This is a genomic window from Halomonas sp. (assembly GCF_034520545.1).
In the GTDB taxonomy this organism is placed as follows: domain Bacteria; phylum Pseudomonadota; class Gammaproteobacteria; order Pseudomonadales; family Halomonadaceae; genus Halomonas.
Window position 1 is genome coordinate 298,541 of record NZ_JAXHNN010000009.1, and the last position, 15,156, is coordinate 313,696.

The window sequence follows — 15,156 nt, forward strand, 5'->3', positions numbered from 1 at the left end:
ATCCTAAGACCTGATTAGCAATGATCGTCAGCCCGGTTTGCCCTGATGACGACAAAACCATACTGTACATGTATATAGCTTTCAGGCGGAGGATGACGTCATGGCCATGAACCCCATCCAGTTTCAGCCCGGCCTGTCGATGCCCGAGTTTTTCGAGCGCTATGGGACCGAAGCGCAGTGTACGGCGGTGTTGGAGCAGACGCGCTGGCCGGACGGCTTTCGCTGCCCGCGCTGCGAAGGCACGTCCTGTTCCCGGGTGCGCCGGCGGCACCATACGCTATACCAGTGCCGTGCCTGCCGTCACCAGACCTCGCTGATCGCCGGCACCCTGATGCAGGGCACCAAGCTGCCGCTGACCACCTGGTTCCTGGCGATCCACCTCATCAGCCAGGCCAAGACCGGGCTGTCGTCGCTGGCCCTCAAGCGTGACCTCGGGGTGAGCTACCCGACAGCCTGGCTCATCCACCACAAGGTGATGGAGGCGATGGCGGAGCGCGAGGCGCGCTACGTCCTCGACGGTCCGGTCCAGGTCGACGATGCCTACCTGGGCGGCGAACGCCGCGGCGGCAAGGCCGGGCGCGGATCGGAGAACAAGGTGCCTTTCGTGGCCGCCGTCTCGCTCAACGAAGCGGGCCATCCGCGCTACGTCAGGCTCACCCCCGTGGCGGCCTTCAGCCGTGAGGCGATCGCCGAGTGGGCCAAGACGACGCTGCGACCTGGCAGCACGGTCTACTCCGATGGCCTGGCCTGCTTCGGTGCCGTCACCAGCGTCGACTGTACGCATCAGCCCACCGTCATCGCGGGACGCAAACCCCAGGACGTGCCCGAGTTTCACTGGATCAATACCGTCCTCGGTAATCTCAAGACCAGCCTCTCAGGGGCGTACCATGCCTTCGGTTTTCAGAAATATGCGGCGCGCTATCTGGCCGCGTTCAGCTATCGCTTCAACCGCCGCTTCGACCTCAGGGAGCTGCCGACCCGGCTGCTCATCGCCGCGGTACGCTGCAAGCCGCGGCCCCAGCGGGTGATTCGGTCGGCTGAGCTTCATTGCTAATCAGGTCCTAAGAAGAGTCCGCCCATGGCGTCGCCAAGAGGATCACAAACTCACATCGGAGCCATTCAAACGGAGAGATTATGACCCAAGGACGCTTCATTCTGACTTGTTAATAAATGGCGTCCAAAACGCTTTCTGATCATTTGATAAATAATCAGCACTGACCGAAAATTAAAACAATGTCTCGCAATCGTAAGTTAAAAACTTTTATGCATAATTGAAAATATATTGAGGTTTTACATGAATTTAATATCTAGAAGGTCGTGGGTCGGATTGCTTTTTTCTCTTTTGCTCAGCACAAGTCTGCAAGTCAGTTCCGATAGCTTGTCAGAAGGAGCTCACCTTTATAAGGCTGGCCAGTATCAAAAAGCCTTGTCTGCATGGGAGAAAGCTGCAGAAAACGGAAGTGCCGAAGCAAAGTATAACATTGCCAACATGTATTATTTTGGAAAAGGTGTAGAGAAAAATAAGGAGCTGGCTGCATTATGGTATCAGAGAGCGGCGAGTGATGGTCATGCTGCTTCACAGTTTTTTGCCGCCGAACAACTGTATCACGGTGATGGGGTGAGCATGGATCGGAAAAAAGCGGTGAATTATCTTCGGCAGGCCGCAGAAAATGGGTTCACGAAAGCACAAACAAATCTTGCAAATATTTATTTGTCAGGAGTTGGGGTTCCGCAAAACTATTCCGAGGCAGTTAAGTGGTATAAATCTGCTGCTCAGCAAGGTGATGCAGATGCACAATATAATTTAAGCAACATGTATGCTCAAGGGCTAGGCGTCGAGGAAGATTATGTTTTTGCATATGTCCTGGCAAGCCTTTCTGCTGCACAAGGCAATGAAAGTGCAAAATTTAATCGCGAAATAATCGCAAATCTTTTAACCCCGGAGCAGCTGGAGACAGCACAACAGATCGCAGCTTCACTCTATTAATGCTCGGGCCTTCATGAAACTGAAACGCGATGAGTCGATTGCCTCAAAGGAGGCATCATCGTAACGAACCGCAATGGCGATCTTTTTTGGCGCGGGTTCGGCTGAGCAAGTAGGCTAAGTGCCATAAGAACCATGCAGGAGGGAGCAAACATGGCGGACTGCAGGGAAGCGCCGTTCCAGCAGGACATCATCGAGGCCATGACGGCCCACGGCTGGAAGGCCGGCCCGGCCAGCGGCTATGACCGCGCCTCCGCGCTCTACACCGAAGACCTGCTCGGCTAAGTGCGCGAAGCCGTCCGTCAGCACGCCGCCAGGGCAGGGAAGAAGCTGCGTCGTCAGGGAAGCGTCACCAGTGCAGTGATGGTCTTCGCGCGCACCATACCCTTCCAGCTCGACCAGCCCCAGTACCGCAAAATCGTTGTCGTCCCGCTGCTTCGTCCCACCGACGACACCCGCGAGATCGCTCACGCCGCCGGTCTTGGCCTCGAGACCATCTTCGCCAAGGGCTACCGCCACCAGAAGGCCGGCATGATGCTGCACGACCTCACAGCCGATACCAGCCGCCAGCTCTCCCTGGACGAGACGACGAAGAGCGAGGCCGACCGGCAGCGCAGCCGACGTCTGATTGCAACCGTCGACAAGCTCAACCGATAGCTGGGCCGCGACACCGTCAGGCTAGGTTTGCCGAGACAAGGCAACGGTTGGGCGCTACGATGTGAGCGTAGGACACCCAAGTACACGATTCGGTGGGAGGAGCTGGTCAGGGTAAGAGGATGAGGCGCTGGATGGGGGTGATCGATGTAAAGCCAACATTTCGGGAAATGCAGAAGGGGTGCGGATCTTGGATATACAGCCTAATTTTAATCTAAAATTATTTATATTCAGTAGGTTGACGTAATTTTAGCAGGCAATATTTTCCAGCCAACGTGCTGGCATTTTCCACCAATCATAGAACACGCTGTCTAACTACTACGCTTTATTTGGCATTGGCCGTCACGCAAAATTTGCAGTGTGATGCCTGTCATCTACAAATGAGTGTCCAATGATCCGCAGTCCTGTCTATGGCCGCTATTTCGGCACGGCATAAAGCCTTTGTCGGCGCCCGAACCTCGTCTACTTTGCATAGTGTAAGGCGGATACATGAACGAAAATTATGATTTTGAAAAACTGAAGATAAAGAGGCTTTGCTACCAGTGTATCGGTGAACAGTACTTGAAAGACGAGGTGCAACAAAAGGGCCAAAGAGGACGTTGCTCCTACTGCAGTCGTAGCGTTCGGTCCTACACAATTGGGGCCATTGCAGAGCGCGTTGAGACGGCATTCGAACAGCATTTCAGGCGGACCTCAGACCAACCCACGGCCTGGCAGCAGTCTCTGTTGTCGGATCGGGAGTCAAGCTATGACTGGGAGCGCGATGGTGAGCCAGTCATTTGGGCGATCGCAAATGCCGCAGACATTCCGGAGCCTGCGGCAGAGGATATCCAGGTTATATTGGACGACCAGTACGCCGATTTCGATGCCGCAGCGATGGGCGAAGAAAGTGAATTCTGTTCGGAGTCCTACTACGAGGAAAAGGGATCCAGTGATGATGTGTGGCAAGAGGAGTGGCGCGATTTTGAACGTTCATTGAAGACTGAGGCGCGCTTCTTCAGTCGGACCGCAGCAGGGCATCTGGCGTCGGTCTTTGGCGGAATCGATGGAATGTATGCGACCGACGGCAGACCGCTGGTTATTGATGCGGGAGCTCAGACAAATCTGTCCACTATCTACAGAGCGCGCGTCTTTCAGTCTGAAAAAATGTTGCAAGAGGCGATTTGCCGCCCGGACCTTCATATTGGCCCCCCACCAGCAGTTCTAGCGACCGCTGGGCGAATGAATGCACGAGGTATATCAGTCTTCTATGGCGCAACAGATCCAGGGGTGGCGATTGCCGAGGTCAGGCCGCCGGTGGGAAGCCAAGTGGCGGTCGCGCGCTTTGAGATCATCCGTCCCATTCGACTGCTGGATCTCACTGCCCTTAGAGCAGTGGCTGAGGTCGGCAGTATCTTTGATCCCGGGTGGGCCGCTCGACTTGAGCGCGCGACATTCCTGCGCTCCCTAAGCCAGCGTATTGCTAGGCCCGTCATGCCGGACGATGAGGCCTTGGAGTATCTCCCTACACAGGCAATCGCTGATTTTTTGGCAACAGAAAACGATCCTGTGCTCGATGGCATTATTTTTCCATCTGTCCAGGCGACAGGTGACTTTTTGAACGTTGTCCTATTCCACAAGGCAGCGCGAGTTGAAGCGATGGATATCCCAAAGGGAGCTGATATCGAGGCGAGTACAGGCCATATGAGTGAGGACGGCTGGGAAGTGGATTACTTAGTAAGCGAACGTCTTTCGCCCAACAGTTCATCAAAGGAAGAACACGAAGGGGACCAATTGCCCGGTCTAGACGAATTCGTCGTCAGTGCATGGCAAGCTGGCAATATTGATCTCCGAGATGTGACGTTGCGGAACGACCTTGAGAGCGTAAAAGTGCACATCGTGCGTTGGGTTCAATACCAGTGTAATGAGTACGACGTAAAGCGATATCGGTGGAATTAAAGCGATGTCGATTTAATAATCCACTGAATTTCATAAAAAAAACAGCACCTGAGGTGTCCAGGGCTCCAGAGTATTCCCCCATGAACACCTGTGCCGGTGTCCGGTAGCCGAGCCGCTTTCGGGGGCGGTCATTCAGCTTTTTCACCATCCTTCGCACCTCGGCATCGGTGACCTGCCGGGAACGTCCCCATAGCCTCACCTGGCGCCCCGGCGCCGAGAGCAAGCTTGATTGGTTGGTTGGTTGGCTTGGCGCCATTGGCTATGGCGTTGTCGTACTGCCACTTCACCAAGAGTGGTCATGGAAACCTTTGTCTCACTGACAGTGGCCCTCAATCGAAGTGCCTCGCGCACCAGCTCCCCGAAGGACGCTCCCGGGTGGGTGTTCGGATTATAAATGGCACGGACATAGTGGATCTTTTTGTAGGCCGGACGACGAGCCATGAGCTTTTCCTGAGTCGAACGTAGGCATTCTTTGTCCTGAATCCGTGAAGCTCGTGCCGACACTTTCCCTATCACCGCCAGCAAGTATTTTTTGATCACCTGATTCGAAAATTGCGGGGTGATTGAGCGCGATGTCACCGAAAATGCCCGTTCCGAACGGTACAGATAGCCCGGCTTTTCCGGCTTTTTCACCCACCAGGCACGGCCGGTCTGGCGATTGCGCGTCGCTCGGAAGTGCCTGTGGATAAAGTGTCTTCGGACGGCGGTCAACATGGCGAGCCTCGCGGGTAACGTAGGCGGCTTCGCAGGGTGTTCAACACCGTCATGCGCCCGATGTCCTGCCCGAAGTCGAGGATGATTTGCCGCGCCTTGTGAATCACCAGAGCCGCTCGATGCACCAATTCCTGCAACACAGTCCGTATCCTTCGTCGCTTAGCCGGGTGGCGGACCGGGCTCAGCTCACCGGTCATGCCCAGCTGCCCCATCAGGCGCAAGATGTTGTAGGCCAGTTGGGCGAGATGCAGGATCAGGTCGTTGGTGGCGAACTTGCCCGAGGGCAGCCGCTCCAGGTCGAGATCGGTCTTGATCTCGCTGTGGAACTGCTCGTGGGTGGCATGCGCCTGGTAGCGCTTGATCACCGCCTCCGGCGCCTCGTCCAGGCTGGTCCACCAGCCTTCCAGCTCATAGTCCGGTTCGAGTAGCAGTTGACCATCGCGATCGGCGGTGCGCTCCACCAGACGCATCACGCGCTTGACGACGTATTCGACCTTGTTGTCGTCGCGGATCGAGACGGTCTGGGTCCACAGCGCCTGGCGCTTGCCAGGGCGCAGCTCTTGCCAATAGTCAGCCGCTACCGCTAGCCAGGTGTCCTGATCGGCCTTGGCCGAGTCGCGTGGGTTCCATTTGATGAGGTAATCCAGCCGGCGGCCCGCATCGGCAAACGCCTGGCGGTGCCGTTCGATAAGGGCCAGGTGCGCCTGGCTGTCGAAGCCACTGTCCTCGCGCAGCAGGATCGGTTGCTCGGTCAGGTCCTGGGCGCGGGGTAGCACCCGCTCCAGGAAGGCGTTGCTCTCCTTCATGGTGTGCTGCTTGCCGGGGCGCAGCTCCAGGCCCAGGCACCAGCCTTCGTTGCCCAGATAAGCGGCGATCGGGGTGTAGCCATCGACCTTCTGGTAGGTCCGCGAGACGCCTTCCTTCTTCGAGTTGCTGTTGTCCATGACGAAGGTGTCGATATCCAAGCAGACATGGCCCTTCTCGGCGCTGATGGGCACCTCCGCCAGCGACAGCAGCGTGGTGGACCAGGTGGCGGTGCGCGCCTGCAGGTCTTGGGCGGCGAGCTTCTCCATCCGCTGACGCAGCGTCGCGGTGCTCGGCACCTTCTGTAGGGTCAGCAGTTGCTGGAAGGGCTTGTCACGGCGAAAGTTCTCAATAGCGTCATAGTCGCTCATGCCCAAACACAGCAGGCCCAGGTAGCTCTTGATCACGTCGCTGGTACGCATGCCCAGCGTGGTGGGGAAGCGTCCGTCGATGCTGTCGACGCCGGCGATCTCGAGGCACTGCCCGATAATCGACAGCCCGGCATGGCTGGTGAGGGTGCGGCGACTGGCGCGGAACTTGACGTTGGGCATGGAAATGTCCGGGTGAACGGCGACAATCGATATATTGCCATGCGCATCAGGGGGTTAGAAGCGATTTGAGGTGCCGATTTCACGGATTCAGGTTTGTATACGACTAAATAGCCCAGCGTCTAGAAAGAGCACATCATCTAAATCCATTGCGGGTCTAACTCGCCGGTCTAGCCTTGCAGCCCTGCGCCTGTACGGGCGCCCCGAGATCTTCAACAGCGACCAGGGTGCTCAGTTCACGGCCGAGGCGTTTACGGGTGTGCTGAAGCACGAGGGCATCACGATCAGCATGGATGGCCGAGGCCGTGCCTTCGACAACATCTTCGTCGAGCGCCTGTGGCGAACGGTGAAGTACGAGGACGTCTACCTCAAGGGCTATGCGACTCCGGTGGAACTGACGCTCGGGTTGACGGAATACTTCGCGTTCTACAATGACGAGCGCCCTCACCAAGCGCTGGCGAACGAGACACCGGACACAGTCTACCGGGCTCGGCAGGGCGGAGGCGCACTAATCGTGGACAAGTACGGACCGGGGGCGATACCGACCGGTGACTCAGTGGGACCAAGACAGCGCTGTTCAGCTGCGAATGAGGCTCAGGTCATTGCTTAAACTCATGCACTTTCTGTCTTGACGGTGGGGTCCATTTCAATTCTCGAGGTCGAAAGATAGCAGCGTAAACTATTGATTAACCTGAAAACGCCTTTTAAAAATTGTCACTCCAAACGTGATGATGCAGGCCGAAGCCGATGACATGGATGGCAGTCTGCTATGCGAGTGAGGGGTCAGCGTATCTTAGGCAACTCGTCCCAGCGGGTCGTCCAGCGCGGTGTCCGGTTGGCACAGCGCAGATGCCAGGCAGCTCCAGGCGAGGGACGGCCGAAGGTCACGGTGCCACGTCCCATCCGGCCATTGAGGCTATCGAGGGTCGCCATAAGGTGGTCATTACGCTCTCGGTCGGCTCGGCTCTCCGTGGTATCCAGCAGCGAGAGCTGTTGCCGGTTGGCATCCACCAGGTCGACCAGCATCACTCCCGCCTTCATGAAGCGATAGCCTGGTCGGTAGATGGTTTCGAGGGCCTGACTGGCGGCATGCAGGATGTCTCGACTGTCATCGGTGGGCTGCGGCAGTTCCACGATCGCGCTGGGTGAATATTGCGGCAGGTCAGGCCGGTGTCGGTTGGTTTTGAGGAATACGTAGACGGCACGCGCCAGGCTGTCCTGGGCACGCAGCTTCTCGGCACTGCGCTGGGCATACTGACGGATCGCCTGATGGATCTCCTGCCGTTTGTCGGTCAGTCGGCCGAAGGAGCGCGAGGTCATGATCCGCTGACGCGCCTGCCCCGGATCGTTCATCTCGATGCAGGGAATGCCCTTCAGCTCGAGGCAAGTACGTTCCAGGGTCACCGAGAACCGCTCGCGAATCTGCTTGGGGTCCGCCTGGGCCAGGTCCCATGCCGACTGGATGTCCAGCAGCTCAAGGCGCTCCACCAGCCGACGTCCCACACCCCAGACGTCACCCAACGAAATCTGCTTCAGCAACGCCTCGCACTCGGCGCTGCCGGTTCTCAGCATGCAGACGCCGCCAAAAGCGGGCATCTTCTTGGCCGCCCGGTTGGCCAGCTTGGCCAGCGTACGGGTCGGGGCAATGCCCACGCTGACCGGGATATGCGTGAAGCGCCGTACCTTGGTGAACAGTTCCTGCGCATGGCCATGCATCTGATCGACGGTGAAGCTATCGAAACGCACGAACATCTCGTCGATCGAGTAAGGCTCGACCCCGGCAGAGAACTCCTCCAGCACCTGCTGCACCCGTGAGGACATGTCGCCGTAGAGCTCGTAGTTGGACGACAGCAGTTCGATCCGCTGACGCCGCTGCAGTGGACGCAGCTCGAAGGCCGGGGTGCCCATCTCCACGCCCAAGGCCTTCAGCTCGTTGGAACGCGCGATCACGCAGCCATCGTTATTGGACATGACCCCCACGGGCACGCCCTCCAGCCGAGGCTGGAAGGCGCGCTCGCAGCTGACATAGAAGTTGTTGCAGTCGATAAGCCCGATCATGACCCGCTATTCCCTGCTATTCCCTGCTATTCCCCGCTATACCGAATACTCATGCACCACCGCCTTCACCACGCCCCAGGCCTGGCACTCCAGGTCTGCGGCGGGGATGGGGGGATAGGTAGGATTACCCGAGGTCAGGTAGGGCCGGTTGCCCAACAGTTCATAGCGTTTAACCACCAGTTCCCCTTCCACCGAGGCCACCAGAATGTGTCCCGGTCGAGGCTCGATGGCACTGTCGACCACCAGCAGATCGCCTGCGCCGATACCCAGCGCCTCCATGCTGTCACCGGTCACCGTCATTAAGAAGGTCGATGCCGGGCGCTTCACCAGACGTTCGTTGAGATCCAGGGTGCGCCCCTCGTAGTCCTGGGCGGGGCTGGGAAAGCCCGACAGCCCCGCTCGTGTCAGTGGCAAGGGAAAGGGAAGCGGCAGTGACGGCGGCTCCGGGTGAGCCAGGATCAAGGGGTCATGCGGCATGGTGGGCTCCTATCGATACCTGATATATATACAGTAACAGACAAGGCACCATGCCTGCCAAGCCCACAACGCCACGAAGGTAGCAAGCATCCTCAGGATGATGCTGCTAACCTGACTGAGGTACTGAGATAGCAAGGGAGTGCGAAATAGCGGCCAATTATTATCAATCGATGACCCGGATACAGGTACCGGTTGTATATCAGCTCACGACACAAAGCTGACATGCCGGAAATGGCAGCATGCACGTCCAGTCGTGCTAGCCAATTTTCTTATGGGGGTAAAATAGTTTGTGGTCAGATACAGAATCCGAAAAGGACTACCTTAATTTTGGGGAAGTCTCACAGCTCGCAGTCGACATTCTTACAGCGGATGGCATGTTACCGGTCTCCGTTGGCGTTTTCGGTAACTGGGGTGCTGGGAAATCCTCCCTTTTGAAACTGATTGAGCAGGAGCTAGATCAGGATGAGAAGGACTGGATTGTTATCAAGTTCGATGCCTGGCTGTACCAGGGGTATGACGATGCTCGGGCAGCCCTCCTGGAGGTTATCGCAACGGCACTGACCGAAGCCGCGGATGGAAACGCGAGTCTGACCACGAAAACCAAGAAACTCCTTGCCCGAGTCGATGGATTCAGGGCCATGGGGTTGCTGGCTGAGGGCGCAGCCCTGTTCGCCGGCATTCCCACCGGTGGCTTTTTCGCCAGAAGTGTTGGTGCCCTGGGTAATGCCGCTGACGGTATCGAGAATCAGGAAGAGTACGAAAATCTAGGCAATACGGTCAAGGAGGCGAAAGAGCAGGCTGGTGGCCTGTTGAAGCCCGAGACGAACAAAAGCCCGCCTCAGCAGATTGATGCTTTCCGTAAGGAATACGGGGAAATCCTGGAAGAACTTGGTGTGCCGCTAGTGGTGGTTATCGACAACCTTGATCGCTGCCTCCCGACCAACGCCATCCATACGCTTGAAGCCATTCGGCTGTTCCTGTTCTTGACGAATACAGCCTTTATCATAGCGGCCGATGAAGAAATGATCCGTTCCTCGGTGGCCGATTACTTTAAAGGGGCATCAGACCGGCACCAGATAGACTACCTGGATAAACTGATTCAGGTCCCCATCCGAGTGCCCAAGGCTGGCGTGCGGGAAATCCGCTCCTACCTGTTCATGTTGTATGCCATCGACCACCGCCTGCCCGAAAAAATACTCGAAAAGCTCCGGGACGGTTTGGAGAAGGCCTTGCAGCAGTCTTGGAAAGACGATCCAATCACTCGTCAGGATGCCTTGGTGCTGACTGGAGAGTCGGAGGATAGCACCCTAGCCAGGGCGTTTTCCCGGGCAGACCGCATTGCGCCGGTGCTGGCCAACTCCCCTATTATCCACGGCAACCCGCGGATCGTGAAACGGTTGTTAAATGTCGTTAAAATGCGCTCACAGATTGCACGGCGCCGCTCAATGCCTTTGGACGAGGCTATCATCACCAAGCTGGTGATCTTTGAGCGATGCGTTGGTGTGAAGGCAACAGCTGACTTCTACCGTTTGGTGGACGCCGAACAGGGAACGCCCACGCTGCTCAAGCAGCTGGAGGAAGGGGATGGCCAGATACCCGCTGACGCCCCAAAGACATGGACGGATAACCCGACCACTATATCCTTCATTAGCGAGTGGGCTCAACTCGAACCTCGTCTTAGTGGGGTCGACCTAAGGGCCGCGATTTACCTGTCTCGGGAAACCATGCCGATTGGCGCCTATGTGGTGGGGCTGTCCCCTGTAGGGCGGGAAATTCTGGATGTGCTGGTGGATACAAAGAATACCAGCTCGCCGACAGCGGAAAAGCTTTTGAACACCCTTCCTCTGGAAGAGCAAATACCAGTAATGGAAGGAGTTATAAGCCACCTGAGACAGGCTTCCGACTGGTCTCGAAAGCCCAAAGGATTTGCAGGAGCGTGCCTGCTGGCCCGCCATTCGGCCGACGCGGCCAAGATCCTAGTTCGGTATCTGCAAGAGCTGGAGCTGGGCGATAAGCCTCCAGCGTGGATGACTACACTTTTAAAAGAAGAGCAATGGCATAAGGATGCTTAATGGGGACTTCGCAATCGAGTACCGGCCCGGGGAGCGGTTCACCACTGATACCGCCATGGGCGGATGACCAACCACAACAACCACTGCCACAACCACAGACTAGTAGGTTCGCTCCATTTCGAAAATCTTTAGGTAGTGCTGTATCTAGCGGCAACCGAGATGATTTTAGGAAAGCTATTGGCCACTACGCTCGCAAGGCCAGCGGTGGAGGTGGGAGTGCGGCCAGGAGGATGGGGAGTGTTACCCAGGCCGGAGCCGGACTTTTTGGCACTCTGATTGGAGCTACTGCAGGCCCAGGAGAGGCCAGCGTCGATCTTGGCAGTTTGGCTGGCCTCCCATGCGAGCAGGCAATTTCCGCTATTACCCAGGCTCTGACTACAGATGACGGGGATTCGGATAAGATCCGAGCAGCCATGAATCATGCTCTGGTTGAAGCGCTGGATGGCGTGGAGACCTTTGATCCTCAATGCATCACCGACGATGTGATTGTTGATACCATGATTGGGTATTTGTCTGAAAGTATCTTCTTGCAGATGATAATGGACTCAGGCAAGGCCTGGAACAAAGCGGATACCCCCGGCCAAGCGATGCGAGCGGAAACGGAACTCCGTGAACTGGTTAAGGTTGTAGTCGATAAATTTATGGCCCCCAAACTTTCCGGCAATGTGAGAGCCGTTAACCGACAGCAAATGGCTCAAATTGAACGTCAATCCATTATCGATGCATGGAAGGAATGGGAGGCTTACCAGTGACACAATTAATATTCCATCACAACCATCAACATCTCCCACCTGCCAGTGACGACGTATTGCCCGTTCAACTTTATGGATTAATCGGGAAGGGACGAGGTGACATATCAGTAATCGGGAATCCGGTCATCGACAAGATAAAGCGCCTGGGGGTGCAAATCCCTAGCCAGGCTATGGATTTCCTGACGATTGCACTTGCGGTAACTGCCGCAGATACCTTTGTTCGCCGGGCGGATGCTGAAGATGGCTGGACCCGTCGACTTTCCCTCCATCTACCACTCCATGAACCAGCTCGATGGCTGCCACTGACAAAGGATCTGGAGCGAGCACTGCACTTCCTGAGTGGAGATATCTGGAGCTTCAATTTCCAAAAAGGTGGATACCCACCTCCTGAACCTTATTGCTGGCCTGATCGACACAGACGTATTTCACTCAAAGGATTAGATTGTGTATGTCTGTTCTCCGGTGGCATGGATTCGGCGATTGGAGCGATTGATCTACTGGCGCAAGGGCGTGCCCCATTGTTGGTGAGCCACTGCTATAAAGGTGATAAGAAACATCAGGACCAAGTTGCTAAAGTGCTCGAGGGGCATTATTCCCGTTTTGAGATCAACGCAGATCCACACCTGTATACAAGAAAAACAGACATCACAATGCGGACGAGAAGTCTTAATTTCCTTGCGTTTGCAGCTGTCGGCGCCTGTGCTGTACGCGCTGTATCCCAACAAGAGAATATCGACCTATTCGTGCCCGAGAATGGTTTTATCTCGTTGAATGCCCCATTGACTCCCAGACGCACCGGTACGCTGAGTACGCGAACCACTCATCCACACTTTATCAAAAGTATCCAAGGGATTCTTGATGCGGCGGATATCCCTTGCAGAATCATTAATCCTTACCAGTTTAAAACCAAAGGGCAGATGGCTGCTGAGTGCAAAAACAGACAGTTGCTAGAGGATGTTGTAGATAGTACGGTGTCCTGCAGCCATTGGAAACGAAAAAAAATGCAGTGTGGTATATGCGTTCCCTGCGTCATTCGCAGAGCTGCGCTTCATGCAGGAAGAATTAGTGATACCAGCTCATATAGGTTTGAAACCGTAGCTGATGTGTTAAATAAGACTGACCGTAGGGATGACATTCAGGCTTTGCGCATTGCGGTTACACAGAAAGCAACGCGGAACCCAGGGCCATGGATAGCAGATAGCGGCCCACTTCCCGTTGCGACATTCGAAGATTTTCAGAAAGTCTTTTTGGATGGCCTTTACGAGATTGAGGTTTTCCTGAAAGCCGAGGCCGCTTTGTGAACATCGATATGCATTGTCACCTCGATCTGTATCCGGAGCCATTCAAAGTGGCCGAGGAATGCAAAAAACGGGGTACATACGTACTGTCAGTAACTACTACGCCCAAAGCCTGGGATGGGACCTGCAGGCTTGCTAAGGGCTGCTCACGCATTCGTACAGCGTTGGGCTTGCATCCACAAATCGCGCACCAAAGATCACATGAGCTGGAGTTATTCGATGCGCTACTCTCAGATGCGAAGTATGTGGGAGAGATAGGGCTCGATGGGGGAAAAGGCTTTAAGGACCATTGGCAAGTGCAGCTGAAGGTATTCCGACACATACTTAATAGTGTGAATAGTGCCGGTGGTAGAGTCATGACGATACACAGTCGATCAAGCGCAGCGTCCGTGTTGGATTTCCTCCCGGGTGTTGATGGTGTTCCGATACTTCATTGGTTTACGGGAACGCCGAGTCAACTGAGAAAAGCTATAGACATGGGGTGTTGGTTTTCCATTAACCCATCTATGCTAGAAACGAAAAAGGGCTATAACCTTGTTGCAATGATGCCAAAAGAGCGAATTTTGACAGAAACTGATGGCCCATTTACAACCCTTTCGGGAAACACTCTATTTCCGTGGGACGCGAGCTTAGTGATTCTGAAGGTGGCATCCATCTGGAAGTGTGACATAAGCGAAGCAGAAAAAATAATAGATAACAACTTTAAGCGGCTTTTGGTGAAGGACCATTTTTGCTAAAAAGGCCGTGAACGCGGACGCATATTTCGTTCGATTTTCTCAAAAATATACGCCAGTTGGGGGTGGTGTTTACGCATGCAGTATCGGATAAGCAGGGAGACTTGATGATCAAGACTGTAATACTATCGGTTAGGACCCCACAGTGGGCGAACGAAGACAGCACCGCCATTAACTGCTTGGTGAGAACTAACACTCTCCACCAGGAGGTGCCGTTTACTGCCACGCCTTATGACTCGGAGGCTCATGGGCGGGAGATTTTCGCGAGATGTCTTGCCGGTGAGTTTGGCGAAATTGCTCCGATGGAACCCAAGCATCAGCAACAGCCCCTATCACAACTCGAGCTTCCTTCGGAGTACCACCTCCTAGAGAGGTTCCTTCTCGAGGCCAATCGAGAGAACAGCCATAAGTCTTTTCGCAGCGCTGTCATCGTTTGGGCCTCCTTACTCGATAACATTCTCGATGAGATGCTGGAGGTCGAGGCATTGCGCGCTTCAGCTTCAGGAGAGGCTGTAGGTAAGCCACCGCGCACCCTCGATGCCCGGATCAAGCGAGCCCTTGACGCAGGTTTAATCTCCTGAATTCAAGCAATAAGCGCAGCATTTGGTTCACATAAGTTTGGTGCTGCATGAGAACTTTCCGATTGTCAGCTTCTGGCCGGAAGCGGCCCTGCCCGCTGAATATGGCAGGCAGGGCTCGGAACGGTTAGTCTTCCGTCCTCACCAACCAGCCTTCCACTGTCTCGGAACCGTACTCATCCTTCCAGGCTTTCAAGGTCTTCTGATTGCCGCCCCGCGTTTCCACCACCTCTCCAGTATTCGGGTTCTTGTAGATCTTCAGCTTGCGCTTGGCGCGACCTGAGCCTGTGCTGCCGCTGGAGCCTTTACTGGTGCTCTGTGTTGGATCCAATAGCTTGATGACGTCGGCGGCGGACTTGTCGAATTCGCGCATCAGGGTCTCGAGGTGGTTCTTGAAGTCCAACTCGGACTTGAGGCGCTCATCGTTCTCCATCTTCTTCAGCTCTTCCTGAAGCTGCTTGAGCTGTTCTTCTTTCTGCAGGTAGGTATTGAGAAATGACACGGGCTGACTCCTCTGATTACGGTCGGCATCGATTATGGAGGCA

Annotated in this window: 16 protein-coding genes and 1 pseudogene; 12 read left to right on the forward strand and 5 right to left on the reverse strand. The window is 55.4% G+C overall.

Annotated features, from left to right (window positions below):
• The first annotated feature begins 100 nt into the window (after nt 1–100).
• The 6 genes from U5L98_RS06415 to U5L98_RS06435 all read left to right on the forward strand — a co-directional run bounded on the left by U5L98_RS06415 (nt 101) and on the right by U5L98_RS06435 (nt 4,576).
• Nucleotides 101–1,054 (forward strand): IS1595 family transposase, encoded by a 954-nt coding sequence (locus U5L98_RS06415; protein WP_322557499.1) that lies wholly within the window; start codon nt 101–103, stop codon nt 1,052–1,054.
• A 240-nt stretch (nt 1,055–1,294) separates the two neighbouring features.
• Nucleotides 1,295–1,987 (forward strand): tetratricopeptide repeat protein, encoded by a 693-nt coding sequence (locus U5L98_RS06420; protein WP_322557500.1) that lies wholly within the window; start codon nt 1,295–1,297, stop codon nt 1,985–1,987.
• A 150-nt stretch (nt 1,988–2,137) separates the two neighbouring features.
• A complete protein-coding gene (locus U5L98_RS06425) occupies nt 2,138–2,269 on the forward strand; it encodes a hypothetical protein (RefSeq protein ID WP_322557501.1) in 132 nt (43 codons plus the stop codon).
• On the forward strand, nt 2,270–2,641 hold the full coding sequence (locus U5L98_RS06430; RefSeq protein ID WP_322557502.1) for a hypothetical protein: 372 nt from the start codon (nt 2,270–2,272) through the stop codon (nt 2,639–2,641).
• Nucleotides 2,642–2,764 carry a DUF4113 domain-containing protein gene (locus tag U5L98_RS18710; protein WP_416208210.1) on the forward strand — a complete coding sequence of 41 codons (123 nt, stop codon included), beginning with the start codon at nt 2,642–2,644 and terminating at the stop codon, nt 2,762–2,764. It begins immediately after the preceding gene.
• A gap of 363 nt (nt 2,765–3,127) precedes the next feature.
• The gene (locus tag U5L98_RS06435) at nt 3,128–4,576 is read left to right on the forward strand and encodes an RES family NAD+ phosphorylase (RefSeq protein ID WP_322557503.1); all 1,449 of its coding nucleotides are present in this window, start codon (nt 3,128–3,130) and stop codon (nt 4,574–4,576) included.
• Nucleotides 4,577–4,771: 195 nt separating this feature from the next.
• On the opposite strand, the gene U5L98_RS06440 is transcribed toward U5L98_RS06435, so the two are convergent.
• Together U5L98_RS06440 and U5L98_RS06445 are read right to left on the reverse strand one after the other, a co-directional pair.
• The gene (locus tag U5L98_RS06440; RefSeq protein WP_322557504.1) at nt 4,772–5,290 is read right to left on the reverse strand and encodes a hypothetical protein; all 519 of its coding nucleotides are present in this window, start codon (nt 5,288–5,290) and stop codon (nt 4,772–4,774) included.
• On the reverse strand, nt 5,284–6,645 hold the full coding sequence (locus U5L98_RS06445) for an IS1380 family transposase (protein ID WP_322557505.1): 1,362 nt from the start codon (nt 6,643–6,645) through the stop codon (nt 5,284–5,286). The genes U5L98_RS06440 and U5L98_RS06445 overlap by 7 nt, the downstream gene beginning before the upstream one ends.
• Before the next feature lie 178 nt (nt 6,646–6,823).
• Here U5L98_RS06445 and U5L98_RS06450 point away from each other — a divergent pair.
• Nucleotides 6,824–7,252: pseudogene (locus tag U5L98_RS06450) on the forward strand (transposase); the annotation flags it as partial.
• Nucleotides 7,253–7,425: 173 nt separating this feature from the next.
• On the opposite strand, the gene U5L98_RS06455 reads toward U5L98_RS06450, so the two are convergent.
• Both U5L98_RS06455 and U5L98_RS06460 read right to left on the reverse strand, forming a co-directional pair.
• The gene (locus tag U5L98_RS06455; protein ID WP_322557506.1) at nt 7,426–8,700 is read right to left on the reverse strand and encodes a Y-family DNA polymerase; all 1,275 of its coding nucleotides are present in this window, start codon (nt 8,698–8,700) and stop codon (nt 7,426–7,428) included.
• A 36-nt stretch (nt 8,701–8,736) separates the two neighbouring features.
• Nucleotides 8,737–9,177 carry a translesion error-prone DNA polymerase V autoproteolytic subunit gene (locus tag U5L98_RS06460; RefSeq protein WP_322557507.1) on the reverse strand — a complete coding sequence of 147 codons (441 nt, stop codon included), beginning with the start codon at nt 9,175–9,177 and terminating at the stop codon, nt 8,737–8,739.
• 374 nt (nt 9,178–9,551) lie between these two features.
• On the opposite strand from U5L98_RS06460, the gene U5L98_RS06465 reads away from it, so the two are divergent.
• The 5 genes from U5L98_RS06465 (at nt 9,552) to U5L98_RS06480 (ending at nt 14,614) form a co-directional block, all read left to right on the forward strand.
• On the forward strand, nt 9,552–11,249 hold the full coding sequence (locus U5L98_RS06465; RefSeq protein ID WP_416208179.1) for a KAP family P-loop NTPase fold protein: 1,698 nt from the start codon (nt 9,552–9,554) through the stop codon (nt 11,247–11,249).
• A 413-nt stretch (nt 11,250–11,662) separates the two neighbouring features.
• Nucleotides 11,663–12,001 (forward strand): hypothetical protein, encoded by a 339-nt coding sequence (locus U5L98_RS06470; RefSeq protein ID WP_322557509.1) that lies wholly within the window; start codon nt 11,663–11,665, stop codon nt 11,999–12,001.
• Nucleotides 11,998–13,302 (forward strand): Qat anti-phage system QueC-like protein QatC, encoded by a 1,305-nt coding sequence (gene qatC, locus U5L98_RS06475; RefSeq protein WP_322557510.1) that lies wholly within the window; start codon nt 11,998–12,000, stop codon nt 13,300–13,302. Before U5L98_RS06470 ends, qatC begins: the two co-directional genes overlap by 4 nt.
• A gap of 8 nt (nt 13,303–13,310) precedes the next feature.
• Complete coding sequence (gene qatD, locus U5L98_RS18715; RefSeq protein WP_416208211.1) at nt 13,311–14,036, forward strand: Qat anti-phage system TatD family nuclease QatD; 726 nt, start codon at nt 13,311–13,313, stop codon at nt 14,034–14,036.
• A gap of 104 nt (nt 14,037–14,140) precedes the next feature.
• Entirely contained in the window at nt 14,141–14,614 is a 474-nt protein-coding gene (locus U5L98_RS06480) for a hypothetical protein (protein WP_322557511.1), read from the forward strand.
• Between the two features lie 124 nt (nt 14,615–14,738).
• Here the strand turns inward: U5L98_RS06480 and U5L98_RS06485 are convergent, their stop codons facing one another.
• Entirely contained in the window at nt 14,739–15,113 is a 375-nt protein-coding gene (locus U5L98_RS06485) for a histone-like nucleoid-structuring protein, MvaT/MvaU family (RefSeq protein ID WP_322557512.1), read from the reverse strand.
• Nucleotides 15,114–15,156 lie beyond the last annotated feature (43 nt).

Coding starts and splice junctions, on each gene's coding strand:
- U5L98_RS06415 (WP_322557499.1), top strand. CDS start 101: ATGGCCATGAACCCCATCCAGTTTCAGCCCGGCCTGTCGATGCCCGAG.
- U5L98_RS06420 (WP_322557500.1), top strand. CDS start 1,295: ATGAATTTAATATCTAGAAGGTCGTGGGTCGGATTGCTTTTTTCTCTT.
- U5L98_RS06425 (WP_322557501.1), top strand. CDS start 2,138: ATGGCGGACTGCAGGGAAGCGCCGTTCCAGCAGGACATCATCGAGGCC.
- U5L98_RS06435 (WP_322557503.1), top strand. CDS start 3,128: ATGAACGAAAATTATGATTTTGAAAAACTGAAGATAAAGAGGCTTTGC.
- U5L98_RS06440 (WP_322557504.1), bottom strand. CDS start 5,290: ATGTTGACCGCCGTCCGAAGACACTTTATCCACAGGCACTTCCGAGCG.
- U5L98_RS06445 (WP_322557505.1), bottom strand. CDS start 6,645: ATGCCCAACGTCAAGTTCCGCGCCAGTCGCCGCACCCTCACCAGCCAT.
- U5L98_RS06455 (WP_322557506.1), bottom strand. CDS start 8,700: ATGATCGGGCTTATCGACTGCAACAACTTCTATGTCAGCTGCGAGCGC.
- U5L98_RS06460 (WP_322557507.1), bottom strand. CDS start 9,177: ATGCCGCATGACCCCTTGATCCTGGCTCACCCGGAGCCGCCGTCACTG.
- U5L98_RS06465 (WP_416208179.1), top strand. CDS start 9,552: ATGTTACCGGTCTCCGTTGGCGTTTTCGGTAACTGGGGTGCTGGGAAA.
- U5L98_RS06470 (WP_322557509.1), top strand. CDS start 11,663: ATGAATCATGCTCTGGTTGAAGCGCTGGATGGCGTGGAGACCTTTGAT.
- qatD (WP_416208211.1), top strand. CDS start 13,311: ATGCATTGTCACCTCGATCTGTATCCGGAGCCATTCAAAGTGGCCGAG.
- U5L98_RS06480 (WP_322557511.1), top strand. CDS start 14,141: ATGATCAAGACTGTAATACTATCGGTTAGGACCCCACAGTGGGCGAAC.